16 protein-coding genes are annotated in these 20572 nt (G+C 43.6%); 11 read left to right on the top strand and 5 right to left on the bottom strand.

What is annotated here, in order from left to right; translation table 11 throughout:
* Positions 1 to 33 precede the first annotated feature (33 nt).
* The 7 genes from OQ289_RS16080 to OQ289_RS16050 all read left to right on the top strand — a co-directional run bounded on the left by OQ289_RS16080 (position 34) and on the right by OQ289_RS16050 (position 12054).
* Positions 34 to 2286 carry a Gldg family protein gene (locus tag OQ289_RS16080; RefSeq protein ID WP_270087867.1) on the top strand — a complete coding sequence of 751 codons (2253 nt, stop codon included), beginning with the start codon at positions 34 to 36 and terminating at the stop codon, positions 2284 to 2286.
* Positions 2287 to 2296: 10 nt separating this feature from the next.
* Positions 2297 to 3232 (top strand): ABC transporter ATP-binding protein, encoded by a 936-nt coding sequence (locus OQ289_RS16075; protein ID WP_270087866.1) that lies wholly within the window; start codon positions 2297 to 2299, stop codon positions 3230 to 3232.
* A gap of 3 nt (positions 3233 to 3235) precedes the next feature.
* Positions 3236 to 5503, top strand: coding sequence for a Gldg family protein (locus tag OQ289_RS16070; protein WP_270087865.1), 2268 nt, complete (start codon positions 3236 to 3238; stop codon positions 5501 to 5503).
* Positions 5504 to 5522: 19 nt separating this feature from the next.
* Complete coding sequence (locus tag OQ289_RS16065; RefSeq protein WP_270087864.1) at positions 5523 to 8345, top strand: M16 family metallopeptidase; 2823 nt, start codon at positions 5523 to 5525, stop codon at positions 8343 to 8345.
* 441 nt (positions 8346 to 8786) lie between these two features.
* Positions 8787 to 9374, top strand: a complete 588-nt coding sequence (locus tag OQ289_RS16060) for a hypothetical protein (protein WP_270087863.1) — start codon at positions 8787 to 8789, stop codon at positions 9372 to 9374.
* A gap of 19 nt (positions 9375 to 9393) precedes the next feature.
* Positions 9394 to 10752, top strand: coding sequence for a hypothetical protein (locus tag OQ289_RS16055; RefSeq protein WP_270087862.1), 1359 nt, complete (start codon positions 9394 to 9396; stop codon positions 10750 to 10752).
* A gap of 111 nt (positions 10753 to 10863) precedes the next feature.
* Complete coding sequence (locus OQ289_RS16050) at positions 10864 to 12054, top strand: hypothetical protein (RefSeq protein ID WP_270087861.1); 1191 nt, start codon at positions 10864 to 10866, stop codon at positions 12052 to 12054.
* Between the two features lie 220 nt (positions 12055 to 12274).
* On the opposite strand, the gene OQ289_RS16045 is transcribed toward OQ289_RS16050, so the two are convergent.
* The 4 genes from OQ289_RS16045 to OQ289_RS16030 all read right to left on the bottom strand — a co-directional run bounded on the left by OQ289_RS16045 (position 12275) and on the right by OQ289_RS16030 (position 15504).
* Positions 12275 to 12547, bottom strand: a complete 273-nt coding sequence (locus tag OQ289_RS16045) for a hypothetical protein (protein ID WP_270087860.1) — start codon at positions 12545 to 12547, stop codon at positions 12275 to 12277.
* Positions 12548 to 12660: 113 nt separating this feature from the next.
* Positions 12661 to 12882: a PLDc N-terminal domain-containing protein gene (locus OQ289_RS16040; protein WP_270087859.1), complete on the bottom strand. Its 222-nt coding sequence runs from the start codon at positions 12880 to 12882 to the stop codon at positions 12661 to 12663.
* A 65-nt stretch (positions 12883 to 12947) separates the two neighbouring features.
* The gene (locus OQ289_RS16035) at positions 12948 to 13559 is read right to left on the bottom strand and encodes a response regulator (RefSeq protein WP_270087858.1); all 612 of its coding nucleotides are present in this window, start codon (positions 13557 to 13559) and stop codon (positions 12948 to 12950) included.
* Positions 13552 to 15504, bottom strand: coding sequence for a tetratricopeptide repeat-containing sensor histidine kinase (locus OQ289_RS16030; RefSeq protein WP_270087857.1), 1953 nt, complete (start codon positions 15502 to 15504; stop codon positions 13552 to 13554). Before OQ289_RS16030 ends, OQ289_RS16035 begins: the two co-directional genes overlap by 8 nt.
* 203 nt (positions 15505 to 15707) lie before the next feature.
* On the opposite strand from OQ289_RS16030, the gene OQ289_RS16025 reads away from it, so the two are divergent.
* The 4 genes from OQ289_RS16025 (at position 15708) to OQ289_RS16010 (ending at position 19814) form a co-directional block, all read left to right on the top strand.
* The gene (locus tag OQ289_RS16025; RefSeq protein ID WP_270087856.1) at positions 15708 to 16517 is read left to right on the top strand and encodes a hypothetical protein; all 810 of its coding nucleotides are present in this window, start codon (positions 15708 to 15710) and stop codon (positions 16515 to 16517) included.
* A 73-nt stretch (positions 16518 to 16590) separates the two neighbouring features.
* Complete coding sequence (locus tag OQ289_RS16020) at positions 16591 to 17130, top strand: hypothetical protein (protein WP_270087855.1); 540 nt, start codon at positions 16591 to 16593, stop codon at positions 17128 to 17130.
* Positions 17131 to 17914: 784 nt separating this feature from the next.
* A complete protein-coding gene (locus OQ289_RS16015; RefSeq protein WP_270087854.1) occupies positions 17915 to 18202 on the top strand; it encodes a hypothetical protein in 288 nt (95 codons plus the stop codon).
* 313 nt (positions 18203 to 18515) lie between these two features.
* Positions 18516 to 19814, top strand: coding sequence for a hypothetical protein (locus tag OQ289_RS16010; protein WP_270087853.1), 1299 nt, complete (start codon positions 18516 to 18518; stop codon positions 19812 to 19814).
* A gap of 30 nt (positions 19815 to 19844) precedes the next feature.
* Here OQ289_RS16010 and OQ289_RS16005 read toward each other — a convergent pair whose 3' ends face one another.
* Entirely contained in the window at positions 19845 to 20546 is a 702-nt protein-coding gene (locus tag OQ289_RS16005; RefSeq protein WP_270087852.1) for a LytR/AlgR family response regulator transcription factor, read from the bottom strand.
* Between the last annotated feature and the right edge of the window lie 26 nt (positions 20547 to 20572).

Raw genomic sequence — 20572 nt, 5'->3', positions numbered from 1 at the left:
TATAGCAATAATCTATCCGGCTAAATACTTACTATGACAAAAATATTTAGAGTAGCAAAGTTAGAGCTACAGATTCTTTTTTACTCCCCTATCGCATGGGTAGTGTTGATTATATTTATGATCCAGGGAGGGATGGCGTTGGCTGACAGCCTATTTGCCGAAGAGACCTCTCAGCAGCTGGCTTATGAATTGTCGAACCTGACCAATAAAATCTTCGCCGGCAAGCTAGGTTTTTTTTCAACCATCTTGCGGAAAATATACCTCTATATCCCGCTGTTGACCATGGGTATCATTAGTCGAGAGATTAGTTCCGGTTCCATCAAACTGATCCAATCTTCCCCAGTCACTAATTTGCAGGTCGTACTTGGCAAATATCTTGCGCTATTGCTTTACGGGTTTGGTTTTATCGTGATACTTGGAGGTTTGGTCCTTACGGCAGGCCTTGCTGTGGATCACATGGATTATGGGTATATGGTGTCCGCCCTCCTCGGCATTTATCTGCTCATTGCTGCATATTCGGCTATTGGACTGTTGATGTCCAGTCTGACCTCTTATCAGATTGTGGCCGCCATCAGTACCTTAGCGGTATTAGCTGCCCTTAATTATGTAGGCGTGCTTGCTCAGGGCAATGAAGTACTGCGAGAAGTTACGTATTGGCTTTCACTCGCTGGCCGCACCGATCACTTTATCAATGGCATGATCAGCAGCAAAGATGCATTGTATTTTATACTGGTTATCATCATGTTTGTGGGATTGACCGTGATGAAGATGGGCGAGGGTAGGGTTGTCCGCAGCTCGGTCGCCCAAGTCCTTAGATATGTAGCTTTCATCGGGGTAGTTGTCGTTGCCGGGTATGTATCCTCTATTCCACAGTTTAGCAAATTTTTGGATTTAAGTAGGTTTCAGGCCAATACGTTGACTTCCAATTCCAAAGCTGTCATTTCTCAGTTGGATCAACCCGTACACATGACCACCTATGCTAATATCTTGCATCCTCATGGCAGGTTAGCCACACTCAAATGGCGAAAATTTGACGAGAAGCAGTTCGAGCAACTTACCCGTTTTATACCAAGCATGACCAACTCTTACGTGTTGTATTATGACCATGTCCCTGTATATGCCGACAGTAGTGTCAATATTCTTGACAGAGCTCAAAAAGCCGCTTTGGCCCTTGGTCTAGATTTTTCACAAGTATTGTCGCCAGAAGAGTTGAAGCGGGTCGTGGATTTGAAGAAAGAGACCACTGGGTTTGTACGCTTTGTCCATCATGGACAAGATAGCGTTCCTCTTCGCATGTTTATGGATGCCCAAGCTTATCCATCCGAATCTGAAATTGCTTCTGCTCTCAAGCTTTTTGTGACGCCATCACCCGTAATCGGTTTTTTAACAGGACATGATGAGCGTAGCCCCAGCAAGTTGGGCGACAAGTCTTATAACAAGGTACTATTGGAGCTGACCAATCGTAACGCACTCATCAATCAAGGATTTACTATCCGTGAACTCACCTTGCAAGAATTGGAACATGGCGATACCAATCTCGCTGTGCTTGTCATTGCCGATCCTTATCAAGCTTTTACCGAGCCTGAGCAAGCGGTAGTTAAGCGGTACATCCAGCGAGGGGGCAATATTTGTCTGATGTCTGAGCCCGGTAAGGCACATTTGATTAATCCGCTATTGGCTGATTTACCGGTCAAGATCCAAGAAGGACAAGTCTATCAGCTTTCCAAGGATTTAGATCTAGACTTAGTTCAGGCAACTCCTCCCAAGGCCATGGTCGATAAATTTGGATTTTCCAAAAAGAAGAAATCGATTATTGCTTTGTCAGGAGCGACTTCGATAGCTGTGGCGCCACTACTTGGCGATTATCATTATGAGCCTATCCTTCTGAGTAATGCTACATCATCTTGGAAAGATAAGGTAGATATCGCGGCGATGGATGCCCAACATTTACCCGCATCACTACCTCATTCATCATCTGTGATGGCGGCTGTGTTGACCAAGGCCAAGCAAAAAATTATGGTAGTAGGAGATGCCGATATCTGGAGCAATGGCGAGTTGTCAAGGAACAATCTTAACACGGTAAATGGAGAATTTGCAACCCAGCTATTCAAATGGTTTTCTGACGGAGAGTTTCCTGTGGATATCACTAGGCCTACACCTTTAGACAACAAGATCTTGGTTGAAAGAACTCATATAGAATATATGAAATACGCTTGGGCCGGTGCACTTCCACTTTTATTGGGGATTATCGGTGCATTATTATTAATCAAAAGAAAACAAAAATAGGATACACATCATGACAAATAGTATAGCGAGTATTAAGAATCTATCGCATAAATACACTAAAAATTGGGCCATAAAAGATATAAATTTTGAAATTACCGAAAAGGGGATTTTAGGGTTACTGGGGTCCAATGGTGCCGGTAAGTCGACCACCATGAATATTCTTTGCGGCGTCATCAATCAGACGGAGGGAGATGTTTTCGTGGATGGGATTAATATTAGACAGCACCCTGTGGCGGCCAAGCGATTGATTGGTTTTCTACCTCAAAAAGCCCCTCTTCATTTAGAGTTGACCGTTGATGAGTATTTAACCTATTGTGCCTTCTTACGGGATATACCTAGCGACAAGGTCAAAGAGGCCGTCGAGTCGGCCAAGCACAAATGCGGTATTGCTCATTTTAGCAATCGCGTATTGAGCAATCTTTCTGGAGGTTATCAGCAGCGGGTCGGGATTGCACAAGCTATCATTCATAGTCCGAAATTGGTCGTATTGGACGAACCTACCAATGGCTTAGACCCCAATCAGATATTAGAAGTCCGCAAATTAATCAAAGAGATTGCACAGGATCGGAGTGTCATTCTGTCTACGCATATCCTTTCCGAGGTACAGGCCACTTGTGATCGCATCATTATGATTGAGCACGGGCATGTTGTGTTTGCGGATACCATGCACGCCTTTAACAACTATGTAGAGCCCAATTCCCTTGTCATCAATCTGGATAATCCTCCTTCCATAGCGGAGCTGAGTGATATCAGTCAAATCAAGGAAGTCGTCTCCATTAGTGAGCACAGTTTTAGATTAATATTTGAGGATGGCACCCAGATTACCCAACATTTGATTGCGTTATCTGCAGCCAGAGGATGGGGACTGTCTGAAATCTATCTAGAGAAGAGCTCTTTGGATGGCATCTTCGCACAATTGTCCACTGTCACCAACAAGGAGGTCTAGCACATGAAGAAAATCATTCGTATTGCGCGGTTAGAGTTGAGTTTAATGTTTTATTCGCCCATTGCCTGGCTTATCTTGGGAATAGTTTTTGTCCAATGTGCATTCGTTTACACAGAGACACTCTACGACAAGGAGACTCAGCAGCAATTGGAACGTCCCCTGACCGTATTGACCAGAATCCTATTTGCTGGCGATTCAGGCGTATTGCCCAGCATTATGGAGTATATGTATCTATACATCCCGCTATTGACTATGGGCATATTTAGTCGGGAGTATCAGAGCGGCTCTATCAAGCTACTTCAATCTTCGCCCGTTACGATTAGGCAGATGGTGTTGGGCAAGTACCTGTCTCTAATGGCATACGGTTTTATATTGATTCTTTTGTTGATGGCTTTCATCGGGTTTGCATATTTCTCCATAGCGCGTCTAGATGTAAGTTTTATTATATGTGATTTTGCCGCTTTATTCCTTCTTGTTTGTGCGTATAGCGCTATTGGGCTTTATATGTCCAGTCTGACTGCCTATCAAGTTGTTGCAGCTATCAGTACTTTAGCCGTACTCGCCCTTCTAAATTATATCGGTGCCGTAGGTCAGCAGTATGATTGGATTCGCGAACTCACGTATTGGATAAGTATCAGTGGTCGAGCTGAGAATATGGTCAATGGATTGATTACCACCAAAGATCTAATTTACTTTATACTGGTCATCCTCCTGTTCCTATCCTTTACGATGTTAGGTCTCAGCCACGAACGTAGCAATGAAAACAAATTTATTAAATCAGCGCGTTATCTAGCTGTGTTCGCTGCGGTCGTTGTCATCGGCTACCTCTCGTCGCTCCCTACCACCACAGTTTATTTCGATACCACGCGGGTCAAGGATAGGACACTTTCAGTTTCAGGCCAGGAGATTGTCGGGCGCATTCGGGATTCCCTCAAGATTATTACCTACACCAATGTCATCGATCATAAAGCCGCTTACGGTGCCTCCCAAAATAGAAATGCAGATGTGGGGCAATTTGAGCAATATCAACGCTTTATCCCGTTCATGGAGATGGAGTATGTAGCCTACTATGATTCTACCGAATCCTTTGGTTATGACACCACCCAGACCTTGGTCGAAAAAGCTAAAAAATCGGCTGATGCCCTAGGGTTTAATTTCAAGCGTTTATACACCCCTGCTCAAATGAAGGCGTATCCTTGGGTCGCTCAAGAAGGGAATACCTTTGTTCGATTTGTGTCATACAAGGGACAGATGACGCCTTTGCGGATGTACGATGATCTCATGCAATATCCCAAGGAACCCGAAATATCAGCCGCTCTAAAACGACTCTTAGATGGACCTGCACGTATTGGCGTAGTTTCGGGCAACGGCGAGCGGTCCAGTAACCAAATGAATGAAGGCGGTCTCAAGATCATTATGAATGGGCCGGGACAGAGAGGAGCCCTTTACAACCAAGGCTTTCAATTAGAGCAACTTGATTTGGGAGACGGACATCGTATCAGCGATAGTCTTGATGCTATTGTCATTGCCGATCCACAGGTTCCTTATACGGCACAACAAGTCGCCAAGGTCAAAGATTATCTTGACAAAGGAGGGAATATGTTATTGCTCGGAGATGTCAAGCATCATCAAGTTATCAACCCACTCATGCATCTACTTGGACTTACTTTAGAAGACGGGATGTTACTACAGGAAAGCGAGAATTTCGAACTTTCTTTATTACAACTGCATTTTGATGCCGCGGCAGCTGATAATGGTTTCAAATTTTATCCCAAAGCCAAAGTTGTTATGAATGGTGCTTCCGCCATTAAAGTAGTCGAGGACAAAGGCTTCGCTATCACACCTCTTTTATATACCGATAGTGCTACCACTTGGAATAAGACCGGAGACATCGATTTGAATAAAACCAAGGTCACCTTCGACCCTTCCAAAGATACAAAGGCAAAGCTGCCCGTTGCTATGATACTGACCCGAGATATAGGGAAGCGTACGCAAAAAATAATGGTTAGCGGAGATGCCGACTATATGAGCAATGCGGAGATGTCGCGGTTCAATATCTCGAGTATCAATGCGATGTTTGCACTCCGTACGTTCAAATGGTTCACAGATGGGGTATACCCTGTTTCAGGAGGTCGAGAAGCTGGCCAGGATACGGTTGTGACAGTCAGTCGGAGTGCTATCAATATTCAAAAAATTCTTCTCATCGGGCTGGTTCCTTTGGTTATTTTGGGAAGCGGTATGTATATCTTAAGAAGAAGAAAACGTAAATAGAATTAAATAGACGATAATAATGAGTGTATTATTGAAAGCTTTCAAAGCCGTAACGATTTGTTTCATATGTTGGTTCAGCACCGGTGCAGCAGTATGCTCACCGGCACTGCTGGACTCTGTTCCTACCGATCCAGATGTCCGAATCGGCGTATTGAAAAATGGTTTTACCTACTACATTAGGCAGAATAAAGAACCCAAGGAGCGCGCAGTTTTATATTTGGTCAATAAGGTTGGATCCGTATTGGAAGAAGACCACGAGCAAGGACTTGCACATTTCCTTGAGCATATGAATTTTAAGGGAACTACCCATTTTCCAAAAAATGAGATGATCGATCTATTAGAGCGAATGGGCGTCAAGTTCGGCGCCGATCTCAATGCCTATACCGGATTTGAAGAGACAGTCTATCAACTGCCTATCCCCACATCTACCCCTGAGATGACGGCCAAGGGGATAGAAATCCTGCGTGATTGGGCCTCAGGTACACTGATAGATTCCCACGAGATGGAGACAGAAAGAGGTGTCATCTTGGAGGAGAAACGGCAACGGCAAGATGTAAGTATGCGTATCCAACGACAACTTCTTCCTGTATTGCTCAATAAGGCCAAGTATATCGATCGTTTCCCGATTGGTACCGAAGAGGTCATTTCCGGAGCCAGTAGACAGACTTTGTTCGATTTTTTCAAGCGATGGTATCGTCCCGATCTTCAGGCATTTATTGCCGTCGGAGATTTTGATGTAGATCAGGTCCAAGAGCAGGTTATCCAACAATTTGGAAAGCTTAGTAACCCTTTGGATAAGGTCGATAGACCTGTATACGGTATTAAGCTCGAGGGTGCCAATCAATTTGCTACTATACTCGATCCTGAGTATACACGCTACACCATCCAAATCAACACTAAGCATTATCGTGACGATAGCTCTGACGCAGATGGTTTACATCGTCAGCTTCTGATTGGCATGTACAATTATATGATTCAAAATAGGATTTCCGAGTTGAATAAGCAAGAGCGTCCTCCTTTCATCTCTGCAAGCAGCTCCATTGGACATCTTTTTCAAAATGTAGATGCCGTTACAACAGTGGTCAATGTCAAGCACGATGGGCATGAGATTGGCTTCAAGGCTCTGTTAACAGAGATTGAACGTGCCAAGCGATATGGATTTAGCGCATCTGAGCTGCAACGCACCAAAGATGTCATCCTCAATTATCAGGAAAAAGCTTACAACGAAAAGGACAAGCAGACATCACAAGGCTTTGTGGACGACTATGTCAAACATTTTCTTCAAGGCGAGTCTATTCCATCACAAGAATTTTTATATCAATATTATCAAAGAGAGGTCCCGCTGGTTACCTTAGCGGATATTCAGGGTTTGGTAGACCGATATTATGTAGACACCAATCAAGATATCTTGGTTATGGGGCCCGAAAAAGATAAAACTACCTTACCCACCCATCAAGATATCGATTTGTGGATCCGTGAAGTCCGTGACATGGAGTTGGCGGCTTATCAGGACCTCGATGTTAGCGCCCAGTTAATGTCTCCCCTCAAGGCCAGCCCTTCTGTCCAGTCCACTTCTTTTGACAAGAAGACGGGTACTACCCATTTCCGTTTACACAACGGGATACACGTATATCTGAAGACCACAGCTTTCAAAAATGACGAAATCAACGTCTACGCTTTTAGTCCCGGAGGATATTCCCAATATCCCGAAGTCGACTATCAGTCGGCTGTCAATGCAGTAGGTATGGTTACCAGTAGTGGGGTTGGGCAGTGGGATTCAAAGAGTTTGCCCAAACTGCTTGCTGGCAAGATTGCTGGAGTAAGTCCCTACATCAGCGAAAGATTTGAAGGGTTCCAGGCACAGTCTTCCAAGCGCAATTTGGAAGATATGTTTCAGCTCATGTATCTATACGGCACGGCACCACGTCTAGACAGTCTTCAGTTTCAAGGGTTGATTTCCAATTACAAAAGCTCATTAACCAACAGATATGACAATCCCCAGAATGTGTTTGCCGATACCGTAAATGCCATCCTCGGTCGTTACCATCCTAGACGTACGGGGCCGAGTCTAGCTAAAGTCGAGCAGATAGATGTCAATAGATCCTATGCGATATACCAAGAACGATTCCAAGATTTTTCTGATTTTAGTTTCATCGTAGTGGGCAATATTACCGCCGAAGAACTCGTACCTATGCTAGATACGTATCTTTCCAATCTCCCTGTGACCAATCGAAAAGAAAAGGGTACAGAGTTGGTGATACCTTCACCTACCGGTTTCTTGAAGAAGGAGATCCATGCAAATAAAGAAAACAAAGCCACGGTACAATTGGTTTTTTCTGGTCGATATAAATATAGCCCTCGTCATAATATGGTGATGAATGCGTTAGAGCAAATATTGGAATTCCGGATGACAGACAGGCTCCGCAAAAAAGAAAGCGGGGTTTATTCGCCTGGGGTTTCGGTCAGCTATAGTAACAAGCCTAGCGAAGAGTATCGCATCGGTATTTCCTTTGGCTGCGATCCCAATCGAGTAGACGAGCTTATTGCTGCGGTCGAAGAGGAGATTACTCGATTACAAGCAGAGGGACCTACTGCTGATGAAGTTCAGAAGTTTATAGCCGAAAAGAAAGTTTCCAACCAGACCTTAAGAGCTAGCAACAAGTATTGGGTATCCTATTTACTAGGTACGTATCGAGATAAGGCTAGTCCAGATAGACAACAGTTGAATGATGGACTTTTGGAAAGTCTTACACCGGCCAATATTAGAAAGAACAGTAGTCGATTCCTGTCTAAAAAAAATTATCAACAGTTTATTTTGCTACCCCACCAAGATATTCTTTAATCAACCAACCTGATGAGGCGGAGCTACGGCTCCGCCTTTCTTCGGTTTTGGCTGCCACTGACCTTCTTTGCGCAGAGTTGCATACATATCTGTACGTTAGTATCTGATAGCTTAGTGGTATGTTGTGAATCCTCCCGAATAATAGCCCGTATTCTATCTAGGTTGAGCCTTCTTCCATTTTTATAGTGTGTATCATTTCGATTTAACGATACTGCTGTTGCTACGATCGATGAATTATGGGTGCCGCAAAAACTATAGCCGAAACTCACTCCAAAAAATACTCCTTTTTAGGTATTTTTTGGAGTTCTCTTATTTTCGACATTTGTGATATTGTATTAACTGAAAAAAATCATGGGTAGGGGTGACCATGAGAGCGATTCTAGTTTTGATAGCTATGTCGAGTTGCCCTAGCTTCTTTTGGATTTATACTATCACACTATTATGAAAAGGATTATTTTATCATTTGCACTATTCGGTATATTCGCCACTAGTTTTGCACAAAATGCGACGCTCACAAAAGAGGAAACTGTAAACTACATCAACAAGAAGTTGGCAGAATGCAATGAGCATAAGAAAACGCCATCTAATGGTAAACTTACGCCTACTATCGACAATCAATCTATTAGTCTTTCGGATGCAGGGCTCATCAGCAAAACATTGGCTAGATCCGTCACGTTAAGTGGGGCAGATTGTCCAAATGGAAAGTTGTACGACTATGAAAAATTTAATGCCGCTCACATTGTCAGCATTGAGGCAGATAAAAATTACGATGAGAGCGAGGCCGTTGGCACTATCAAATTGACACTGTTGCCTAATACGGGGCACCAAACAAGCACTGTCGAAGCTTATACAAGAGTATTGATGGGCCGCTGTACCGACTGGGGAGAAGTCGATAGGAGCGAAACGAAGAGCAGTGTTGCATATTTATATTATTTAAAAGGTGACCCCACGAATTTCAACAAAGTAAAAAAAGCAATAGAATATTTACGGGATTTGGTGAAAGCCGAAGACGATCCATTTGGTGGTTAAATCTAAATTTCCATAACCCATGAAATCACTTTTTGTACTCTTTTTTTCCTTCTATGGGTTTGTGCTGTTTGCACAAGACCGGACATCCGGATTATCCTATGTCGTATCCATTGAATCCAAAGTGCAGGCCTATGAAAAAAATAAAGATAGGATAGCGCAACTCCGGCTGGAGTTGCCTGAATTGGAGAATCAATGGAAGCAAAAGATAAAAGATATATCGGACAAGATCGCAGCACTACTCAAAGAAAGGGACAACTTAGTTGCCGACATGAAGGTGGGGGCGAGGTGCAGTGAGTGTCAAAGATGGAAGACCGAATTAGAGCAGGAGGGGATAGATTTTCAACAGCATCTGGGCGAGGTCAAAGGATATGCCGTTCCTGCATCCACATCGGAGCTAGAGGGTGTAAGGAAACAATACAATGAGAAAATAGCTATCCAAAAAGTACAGTTGCAACGATTACAAAAAGGAGACGATGCCATACAAGCCAATAGTAATGAAATCGACAAATTGACCAAAGCCAATGCCTCATTGTGTCAGCAAGTTACGCAATTGAGTAAGGATTACGAGACTGCGGTATTGAAAGAAGCTAGGGCCACACAAGAGGGGTTTGTCCAAAAACTGTCCGACGTCGTTAGTGACATCTTAATATCCGCGGATCAATCGGCTATACAGCGCGCTAGGGCTGCACGACACCAAGAGGAGTTTCAAGTGCAAAGCGAGCAAATAAAGCAACGCCTCGAGACAGAAAATAAGGAGCTCAAAGACTTGAAGATTAAAGAAATTGCTCTCAACGACAGGCTACTCGATGCAAAGCAATATCAGAAGGATAGCATTTCAAGCAGTACGAATCCCAAACGTGATTCTTTACTTAAAGTCGTGGAGGCTGAAATTGCCGACCTTCAAGGCGCGAATCACGCTTTGGCAAGTGAAATCTCCTATCTAGATGCTAGTCTAGCGCAAAAAATACAAGATAAAATTGCAGAAATAAAACCTGTACTGGACAAAGATATCGCCCATGCACAGCAACTAGCAGAATGCGCCATAAAGAATTCGGGCCTTTTCAAACAACAATTCGAAGCAGAGGTGGGGGCCTGTAGTAAAGCCAATAATATACTTGTGGCTGCTATCACCGACGAAACCAATCGAATGGTGTTAGCCGGGCGAAAAATTGAATGTCCCGTATGGAATGCGACAGGTGGAGAAGTAGCCTCCAGTTGGAACCAACTTCTTCCTTGCATCCGGAATCTGGTGTCTTCTGCACAAGTCAATCCGTATTGTTCCAAGTGGAATTTAAAAGATTATCTGGGTAGGTATTTGAGCTTTGTCAATAACCTTGCCCCAGAAGATTTGACCAATGTCAAGACCAATATACGGTAGGCGTCCTCTTGAGCTCATTTCATTAGTTTTTTGCATATCGGTTTATTGCCAAGTTTTTGGATGATTTCTTATATTAGATCATTAATTCATTATACGAGCAAATCTAACCCGATGAAGCAAAAGATAAGTTTTATAGTTTTTCTTTTATTAGCAGTACTTACCTCTACACCCTCCAAGGGACAAGAAATGACATCCCAGCAGTATGTCGAAGACATAGACTTTTTTGGTCATGAATTGGCGCATAGGCATAAGAATCTATTTGCCAAGATTAGTAAAGACGATTTTTCGAACAAGCTACTGCTTGTAAAAGGACAAAGCTTGACCAAACAAAGTTTTGTTATCGCACTGCTTAAACTTATAAAGGAGATTGGTGACGAACACACGATGATATTTGAGTCCAACTACCCTAAAGCGTACCCGATAAAGTTTGATATCTTTAAAGAAGGGATATTTGTGGTTGGTGCAGGTCCGTCCTATCCAGCGCTTTTGTATCAACAGCTCGACGGGATTGAAGATCAAGCAACAGCCGAAATAATCAAAGCGTTAACAACCCTCATCAAAGAAGGCAATCCATCCTATTATGATGTCTATTTAACACGCATGCTTGCCAACCCGACGATTTTAAATGGAATAAGTGTATCACGTTCTGACCTGAAAACCGACTTCATTTTAGGAGGCAAGCGGCATACCTGTTATCCTGACGAACCGCAAAGGGCCAAAATCCAAGCGCCTCTGTTGAGATATAGCAATAATGACAATTATTGGTACAGCCTTATTGACAATAAACAAACCTTATATTTTAACTATCAAAATTGTAGTCAGCAAGTAGGAAAGCCATTTGAGGCTTTCAGTCAGCAACTGTTCCAAGAAGTGGAGACTGTACGACCGAAACGAATTATTATAGACCTTAGAAATAATAGCGGAGGTAATTCAGCTATTTTGCAGCCATTTTTGGAGAAATTGAAACAAAGTAGTTTAAATACAAAAGGTGCTCTGTATGTATTGATAGGGAAAAATACTTTTTCATCGGCGTTAATGAATGCTGTTGACTTGAAGAGAAACTATAACTCCATTCTGGTCGGAGAGCTTACAAGTGGGAGTGTAAATCATTATGGCGAAATAAGAGGTTTTCAATTGCCACATTCAAAATTAGAAATCGGTTATTCCACCCGGTATTGGGAAGTCTGGAAAGGATATGAAGGAGGTCTGAAACCTGATCATCCAATCGTCTATTCCATACATAATTTCAAGGCAGGGAAAGATGAAGCCATCGACCACGTGCTAACACAAGACATTTATTGATACCACTAAGATTTATTTTAACACTCACATGGTATTGCCCATATGCAATACTACAGATCCTAAATGATAGTGTTAAAATAATTAAGGGCAGCAATCTATTGACCAGCATACTGTAGATTATTAAAGATTAGCTATTATCAGTAAATAACCCTTACCGCTTTGGGCTGGACCACTATTCGCTTGATTATACAGGTAGTAGAGTTGTCTGTACTCTGGGTAATTAATTTTGTATTTCCAACTTGATTTTGTATAATTCATTTTTGGTAATAACGAGTTCCAGCCCACTGGTATCCGTTGCATTCTTGTACAATGTTAGGTGCGTGTATTTTTTAGGTTTGACGGGTTGTGAGGAAGCGACTACTGCAAATTCGTAAAAAATCGTTTCATGTCGCCCATGTTCAATATTGTCAAAGTAAATAGTATCATTTTTTAGGTGGTATTTCCCTTTGGTATATGTTATGCCAAAGCATATGTTCCTTTGTACGAATGTCATGTCGTCCTTTAATTTTAGCGTAACCGTACAGATGGCAACGCCCTCTCTTGGGGCAACTAAAAAAATGTCTCCCCTTCAATCAATATATCCTTCAGCACGCTGGTCAGTCTTCTTTACATCTTAAATCTTGGTTTGTCAGCTCCACGCCCTATAAACCAGTATGCGATACCACCTAGCAAGGGGACGCTGAGAATCACAAAGAACCAAATTAGTCGATGCATTCCTGGGATTTCTCGATTTGTCGCAGCATGAAACAGGCAATAAAAATAGATTATCATTATGGGGAGTACCACAATGAGCTCTTGTGTTCCGATGCCAGCTATTGATAAGTTCATAATTTTTGATTTTAGTGTTATAGTAGTATTCTCTTTTCGTTGGTTAACTCAAACATGCCTCTACATTAGATTAGCTTTTGTTCAAGAGCTATCCTTACTAATACGGCTGTGTTTTTGGCATCCAGCTTAAGCAACAGGTTTTTGCGATAGCTTTTGACCGTTTCCGGACTTAGAAAGATACGATCGGCTATTTCCCCGTTGGTCAATCCCTCGGCTACCAGTTTTAGCATTTCCCGCTCCCGTTGGCTCAACCAGAGATGAGTCTCTTTGGGCCGTTTCATCAGCACATCGATTTCATGGCACAGGAACGTTTCGCCTGCTGCCACCGCCTGTATTCCAGCAAGAACTTCTTCGGTCATGGCATTTTTGATCAAGTAGCCTAAGGCACCGTTTTCCAACATCTGCCGTACCACACTGTATTCATTGTGCGTAGTCAGTGCCAGCACCTTGAGTTCTGGAAAAAGCTCCTTGAGTTCCTTACATAAATCCACTCCGTTGATATCCGGCAAGCCTACATCGAGAAGTAGCACATCAGGTTTCCAAAAACCGATGGAGTTCCTGCATTCGGTGGCACTGTGCGCCACACCGACCACTTTCGCTATACCTGATTCTTCAATAAGACTTTTTAGTCCTTCCGTTAGGATCTTATGATCATCCACAATAGCTACCTTAATCATGTTGTTCATTTTTTGTCAGTTCCAGTTCCACATGCACCTCTGTTCCTTCCTCCGAAGAAAATATATCCAATTTCCCCTGAAATGCATCTACCCGCTGCCGGATATTCTGCAACCCCATTCCTTCGGAAACAGTATGCTGATCGAATCCTTTTCCATCGTCCTGCACCGTAAAAGAAACACGGTCAGGTTCCTGTACCAACTGCAGGTTGATATGGCTTGCTCCGGCGTGTTTCAGCGCATTGTTGACCAGCTCATGGATACATCGGTAGATCATAATCTCCATTTTGCCGGGCAATCGGGCTTCATTCCCGAAGTAATGGAAGTTGGCTGTTGGAATGGCAGCGCAGAAATCGGCAAGTGAGACTTTCAGTCCGTAGCGCAGCAGCGATTCGGGCATCATGTGGTGCGCCACACGGCGGAGCTCCTGTATCGAATCGTCCAGCATGCCCAGGGCTGTCTGAAAACGGGCTACGTCCACCGCTTCCAACAGGGCATCGCCTTTCACCTGTGGTAAATTCATCTTTACGGCAGACAGCATCCCACCCAATCCGTCGTGCAGGTCCTTGGCCAAACGCGTTCGTTCCGCCGCTTCTCCCTCCAGCGTGGCCTGCACGGCCACCAGTTGCTTTTCCTGTTCCAGCCGTTGTGTTTCCTTTTCAGCCAACTTTCGCTTGCTTACCGCCAGACGATAACGGATGAAGGCAAAAGCCAATGCAATCAGGAGAACCGTTGCCCCGGCGATGCCGAGCCAGATGTATAATTGTCGTTGTTTTTCCAATGCAGCTATTTTGATTTCTTTTTTCTCGGTCTCATATTTCACTTCCATAGCGGAGAGTGAATTTTGATAGGTTTCATTGCTGTGATTGTCTATGGCCGTCTTATACCGCTCCATGTATTCCTCCATCGCATCTAGGTTTCCTAAGTGTGCATATATCAGGGGTAGGTTCGAAAATATCGTTAGTTTCAAATGATGATCTGTCGAATCAGTTTCCAACGCCACCAACGCAGTTTTAGCAGATTTTTCATATTGTTGCATATAATAGCTGATACTGGAGATATCTGCGTAGGAGTGCGCAATTAAATTTGTATTGCCGATCTCTTTCGCCAGATGAAGCGCCTCTTCCGCGTATTTCATCGCATTGGTGTAGTCATCATACTGAAAATAAGCTCCGCAAAGTGTCTGCAGCGCACTGATTTCGTTCGAGCGACTACCTGATTTGTGATGGATTTTAAGTGATTCCTTCGCATAATGTATCGCTTTTTCCTTACCGCCCTCCTCATTTTTATAGACACTACTCAATGAAAGATAAATGTCGCCCAAGTTTTGTGCGTTTCTATGCTTCAACGCAATTTTCTCTGCTTTCCCGTAGTAGAATAACGCTTGCGAATCATTTTGCATCAGGTGATAGGTTCCACCTATCCCCATGTATACATCACACATCTTTTGGTCCTCCTCAAGTCGCTCACCTAATTTTGCGGCTTCGAAATACCGTTCCAAGGCTTTTTCATACTGGCCTTGCCGACGATAGAGTTGACCGTACATCTTAAGAATCGACACCTCGTCATCTTTGTCCTCATTTTGTCGTGTAAGGATCAACGTTTTATCCAAATAAAAGGTGACAGAGTCGAATACCATGCTCACGTAATACGAAGATCCCAGATAATAAAGGAATTTAGCCTTGGATTTTTGATTGCCCGTCGTCTCCGCCAAGTCGTGACCTTCCAAACTAAAAGACCTAGACCGGATAGGGTCGTCATTTAAATACCCCTGCGCCAACTCCATGTAAATGTCGATTCTCTCTTGCTCCGTCAACTTCTTCTTTGCCAATAGCTGCTCCAAAGAATCCAGATCCTGTCCGAAACTTATCATCGGCACAAGTGCTATCAACAGATATAGCGATAAATGAGGTACCCCTTGTATTACCCTATGTATATATCTTTTCATTATCCTGTTTGGTTATTCGGGTTTATTCCAATTGTTCATAAAACAAAGGTAGCAGTATGCGCTCCCGCTAAATACCCCCTTTTGGGGGTATTGGGGGAAGTTTTGCCCCTGTACCTTTGTTTTTATCGAATGAGGGAAAACGGTCAATCTGTTTTGGTAGCCTTTATCCTGAAAAAAATCATCAATTATAAAAATAAGCAAAAATGAGAACAATCATCAGAAAAACAATAGGTCTGCTCTTTATTGCAGTTAGCCTGACATCCTGCTCGAAAAGTGACGACTGTGACCCCAATGACGAAAATAGCCTCTGTTATGTGGGGATTGGACACGGTGAAATGCTCCTGCTAACGGAAGAAAAGACAAACGGAAGGACCGAAATGAGATTTGAATACAACGATCGGAACCAGGTCGTGGTACGGTATGTACATGGAGTGGACGGGAACATCGTTAGAGAAGATTTTACCTATAATGGCGATAAGATCATCAAAGTAGAAAGGAAATCCAATAACCAACTTGTCATGACCGAGGAATACTTCTATGCTAACGGGGATAGGCCCACCACAGGTGTCTTCAAAAACAATAAGGGGGAGCCGCAAGCAAGTATTGTCTATACCTATTCCGGGAATGATATCACAGAAACATCCTTTAATATGGAAGGCGAGCAAATTGGGGCCAATACCTATATCTACGACAAAATGGGTAAGAATATCATAAAAGCTGTAACCAATATGCAGAACGTTATCCTGTTTACCCTTGAATATGGTGATTATGACGACAATCCGTGTCGGTATACGAACTACCCCTGGGCATGGAAAGTAGGCTCGGTGAACAATGCCCAATCCTATTTATTGACCTCACAGGGGCCGGAAGGTACCCTCTCTACCAAAAGCGACCGCTGGGAATATACCTATAACAACCCGGGCTATCCCAAAAAAGCGGAAGTTTACGATAAGGAGTCAAACACCTTGATAGAAACCCGGGAATACACTTACAAAAAAGCAAATAAGCGATAGGTACGATCATGCGGGTCAATAAAATAATGGGGCTTTGGTACCAGCAATAGAATACAATAATTTAAATAAAATAATGAAAAAAGCAATCTTTACCCTTATGGCGGTCATCATCGCCATCGCTGCACAGGCGCAGCAATTTCAAAAAGGAACCACCACCGCCAATCTCGGTATCGGGTTGGGGACATCATTGGGCGGCCTCGGCACGGCTCGTCCGGCCATTTCTTTGTCCGTAGACCACGGCATGTGGGATGTCGGTGGCCCGGGAGTCGTCAGTTTAGGAGGTTATGTTGGGAACACCGGGTACAAATATACCGACCTAGGCTATACTGCCAAATGGAACTATACCATCGTGGGGGTACGTGGGGCATACCATTACAATGGTTTTACCAACGTATCAAAGCTTGACGTCTATGGCGGGGTGATGCTCGGCTACAATATTGCGAAATACACGTCGGATAGTGAAGACAGTTCGCTCGGGAATAGCTACGGCAGCGGCCTTGGTTTTACAGGGTTTTTAGGTGGACGCTGGTTTTTTACCGATCGCATCGGTGCTTACGCCGAGCTGGGGTATGGGGTATCCGTACTGAATGCGGGGGTTACTTACAAATTCTAAAGAAATAGCAATACACCCAGCCTCCTTTCCAAACGACAATTCCTCCGACAATTTTCAGGGGGTGTTAATTAAATAGTATGGATGATAACATGGCGCGCCTTGTTCTGGAACACAAAAAAGGAGTGTATCTCAAGCCTTGTCTGAATTGGAGGTCACAATTTGTGACCTCCAATTCTCAACCTCTTCATCAGACATTCCAAATCGCTATTTCATTGGAGTTGCCTTTACTCATCGTTCCCCTAGGTTACAATTGATGGTGCCTATTTCTTATTGTTTTGTATTATTCTGTAAACTTGCTGATTTTATAGATTGTGGGAATTGGTACATCATAGCCATTACCTTCTTTTATTCTCGTCAGCGTCGACCCAGCAACATTACATTTTTTGCATAGGCGTTTCTGGTAACCTCTCTTCCTTCAGACCTATATGGTGTACAGGATTTATCTTTAAGGAGCTGAACTAACTTCTGCTGATATAATTCTAGTTCTTTCTTCGTAATCTGTAAGCTCATTTTTTGCAATTTGTTGAAATGACTGCCGTGTTCTTGCTTTTTATTTAGCACGGCAATTGTTCGTTTCGAGCTACATCATATCTTCACTAAATCTGTATCTTCCATCGGTATGCGTATGTAAGTTTATTTCGTAGTGAATTTTGCCGTTCTCGCTCCATTTATTTATAAGGTTTACTTTTTCGTTTCTGAAATTTTGATGATGTTTAAATAGATATGCGTTATCATTTTCGAATATTCCTTTAAAGTATATGGTTTTGAATTTGGGACTATAAAGATGTTGGCTTTTATCAAATTCTTTAAGTTTTTGTTTGTCGAGAAGAGAGGGAATTACATCACCTACTATCAGAATACCGTGTCCCGGATGGAGGCGCATTTTGAAGGAAATGATGACGTAGTATTCGTAGCGGTATCCATCGACGGCAGGCGGGAAAAATGGCTCGGCACACTCTGTGGAGGAGCGTACAGCAGCAAAGATGCCTTCAACCTCTATACGGCGGGCGGAGTGCCGAGCATTCCATTATACAAAAGCTCAATATCACCAAGTATCCCTCATCGATATTGATCGATAGGCGGGGCGGGATAGCTACCGCTTCGTTCCTCGAATTGGGACAGGAAAGCCATCAGGTACTGGTCGACAGGATACCCCGAGAGCTATGAGGACATAGGGTACTGGATGCGGCCGTATCCGGTACCCCAATATGGACAATAGGACGAATCGATGGAGGTACAGTGCTCGGCATCTCTTGCCTCAGTCCATTTGAATCGTATTTTTTATGTTCGAAAATCTACCTTTCGTCAGGTCATAGGATACCTTGGTCGAAAGGAGGGGACTATTGACAGTTGTTCATGTTAATATTGCATGAAACAACTTTATTATGAAATATTTTTCCCTCGTTTTATTACTTTTCGTTATGTTTTCCTGTAAAAAGGAAGAGAAGGAGCCTCCTGAAGAAATTTTGCCTGTTATTTCTGATCCAGTAGTCAGGGAACGGGGAAATCCATTGAGCGGAAAAATAACGACCACAATCGGTTCGGACGGAGGTTCGCTTAATTATGGCAACCTGGTCAAAATCGATGTTCCGGCAGGAGCTGTCGAGGGGCCGACAGTATTTGGCATACAGCCGATCAACAATACCTTGGATGAAACATCCGACAGGATGGCCTATAGATTTACCCCCGAGGGGATGACTTTCAAAAAGCCGGTAAAGATTACCTTCAACCGGGATTTCCAGCAGCCGGATAATCCAATTTCTAGAATGATAGCTTTTCAGAGAAAGGATGGTGTATGGTGCGGGGTGTCCACGGCGCTGGATAACAATGTGAAGAGCGCAAGCACGACAACCACACATTTCAGTGATTGGGTGTGGTTCGATATGATCACGCTTCGAAAGGATCGAGAAACTGTGGGAAGCGGTGGGACAGTGAAACTGAAGCTTATGGAACAGATTCTCGGGGCATTGAATGCGAGCAACCAGATTGACAGCGTGCCACTGGCTGCGCTGGAGGACATCGGTAGGTCAAAGGATATCCGGATAAAAAATTGGAAGATAGTGAGAGGGCCAGGTAGCCTGGAGCCTAAGATTAACTCGAACCTTGTGCTGGGGGATGCCATCTATACCGCACCCGCGAATATAAGGCCAGGGGAGGAGGTGGAAATCCAAGTGGAAGTGGAAAGCAGGAGTGGCTACGTGAGCGATCCCACGGCCCCGAGTGGGAAAAGAAAATTTGGAAAGCTAATCCTTTTGACCCAAGTACAATTGGAAGCGGAGACGTACCTCCGGGTGAAGATTAGTGGTCAAGCCGAAGACTTTTCAGCCGAAATGTACGGTGGAATAACGAATAACGAGATCCACTTGGGAAATGTGAGCCTAAATGGGGGAATTCAATTGCAGCTGTCCTGTTTCGGGACATCAGCAGGCTCTTATCCCGGAGGTAGGGAAGTGGGACAAAGCCTAGTGGGAATCTCATTTCCGACTTCGCAATTCAAACAAAATTACTACAACCTATACCTGGACTGTTCGGGAGCTTACCAAACCAATGGGCTTACCACAGTCCGTATGGCTGAAGATTATATAGTAGGGTCTTTTACTGGGCGTATATATTTAAACGATAGTAAGCCTTGTGGATTCACCGACAGTAAGGAGGTACAGGTGGATTTTAAAATCAAGAAATAACAAATGTGGATTACTGGATAACTCCATCGCCTATAGGAGAATGGCTTTTATGACCGGGAGATAGGATTTACTAACGATAATCTCAGGACCTTCTTTCATAACGAGGAAAGTGTGGGGGCCAGTCCTTTCGACGCGTTCTACCCAAGAAAGGTTGACGATATAAGATCGGTGTACACGTTTGAAAAAGCATTGATCGAGCCTTTGTACAAGTTTGCTAATCCCGATGGAACTTATCCATTCTCGGCCTTCTGTGTAGAGTACGGAATAGTCTCTCGCGGCTTTGATGTAACGGATCTGGTGGCTCTCAATACGGGTGAAGCCGTTTCCATTGGCGACGAAAAGATAGGGCAGTAAGATGTCGCACACGCTAGAATTGGATAAGGGATTTTCAAAAATCTTCCTGAAGGTGTAGGCCAACCGATCGGTACAGATGGGTTTGACCAGGTAATCCAGGGCACCATGATCAAAGGCTTTGGTCGCAAAGGATCCGTCCGGAGCAATGATGATAATCCGGGGGTCGTGCGAGATGTTATGGAGAATTCCAGAAGGCTCACCTTCCAGAAAATAACTGTCCAGAAAGATTACATCCGGTTCTATACGGGTCATCATTCGTGCGGTTTGATAAAGGTTGACCGTCTCGACTATTGTTCGCACATCAGTAGACTTGTTTAATCGATCCCGGATAATTGTGCGGGATACCGGATCCCGATCGGCAATAAGTATAGTGTACATTGCTATGATGATTCAACTGTTACGGT

The organism is Sphingobacterium sp. SYP-B4668 (assembly GCF_027627455.1).
Lineage (GTDB): Bacteria > Bacteroidota > Bacteroidia > Sphingobacteriales > Sphingobacteriaceae > Sphingobacterium.
Note: the sequence above shows the minus strand (reverse complement) of the source record. Positions and strands in the feature narration are given on the sequence as shown.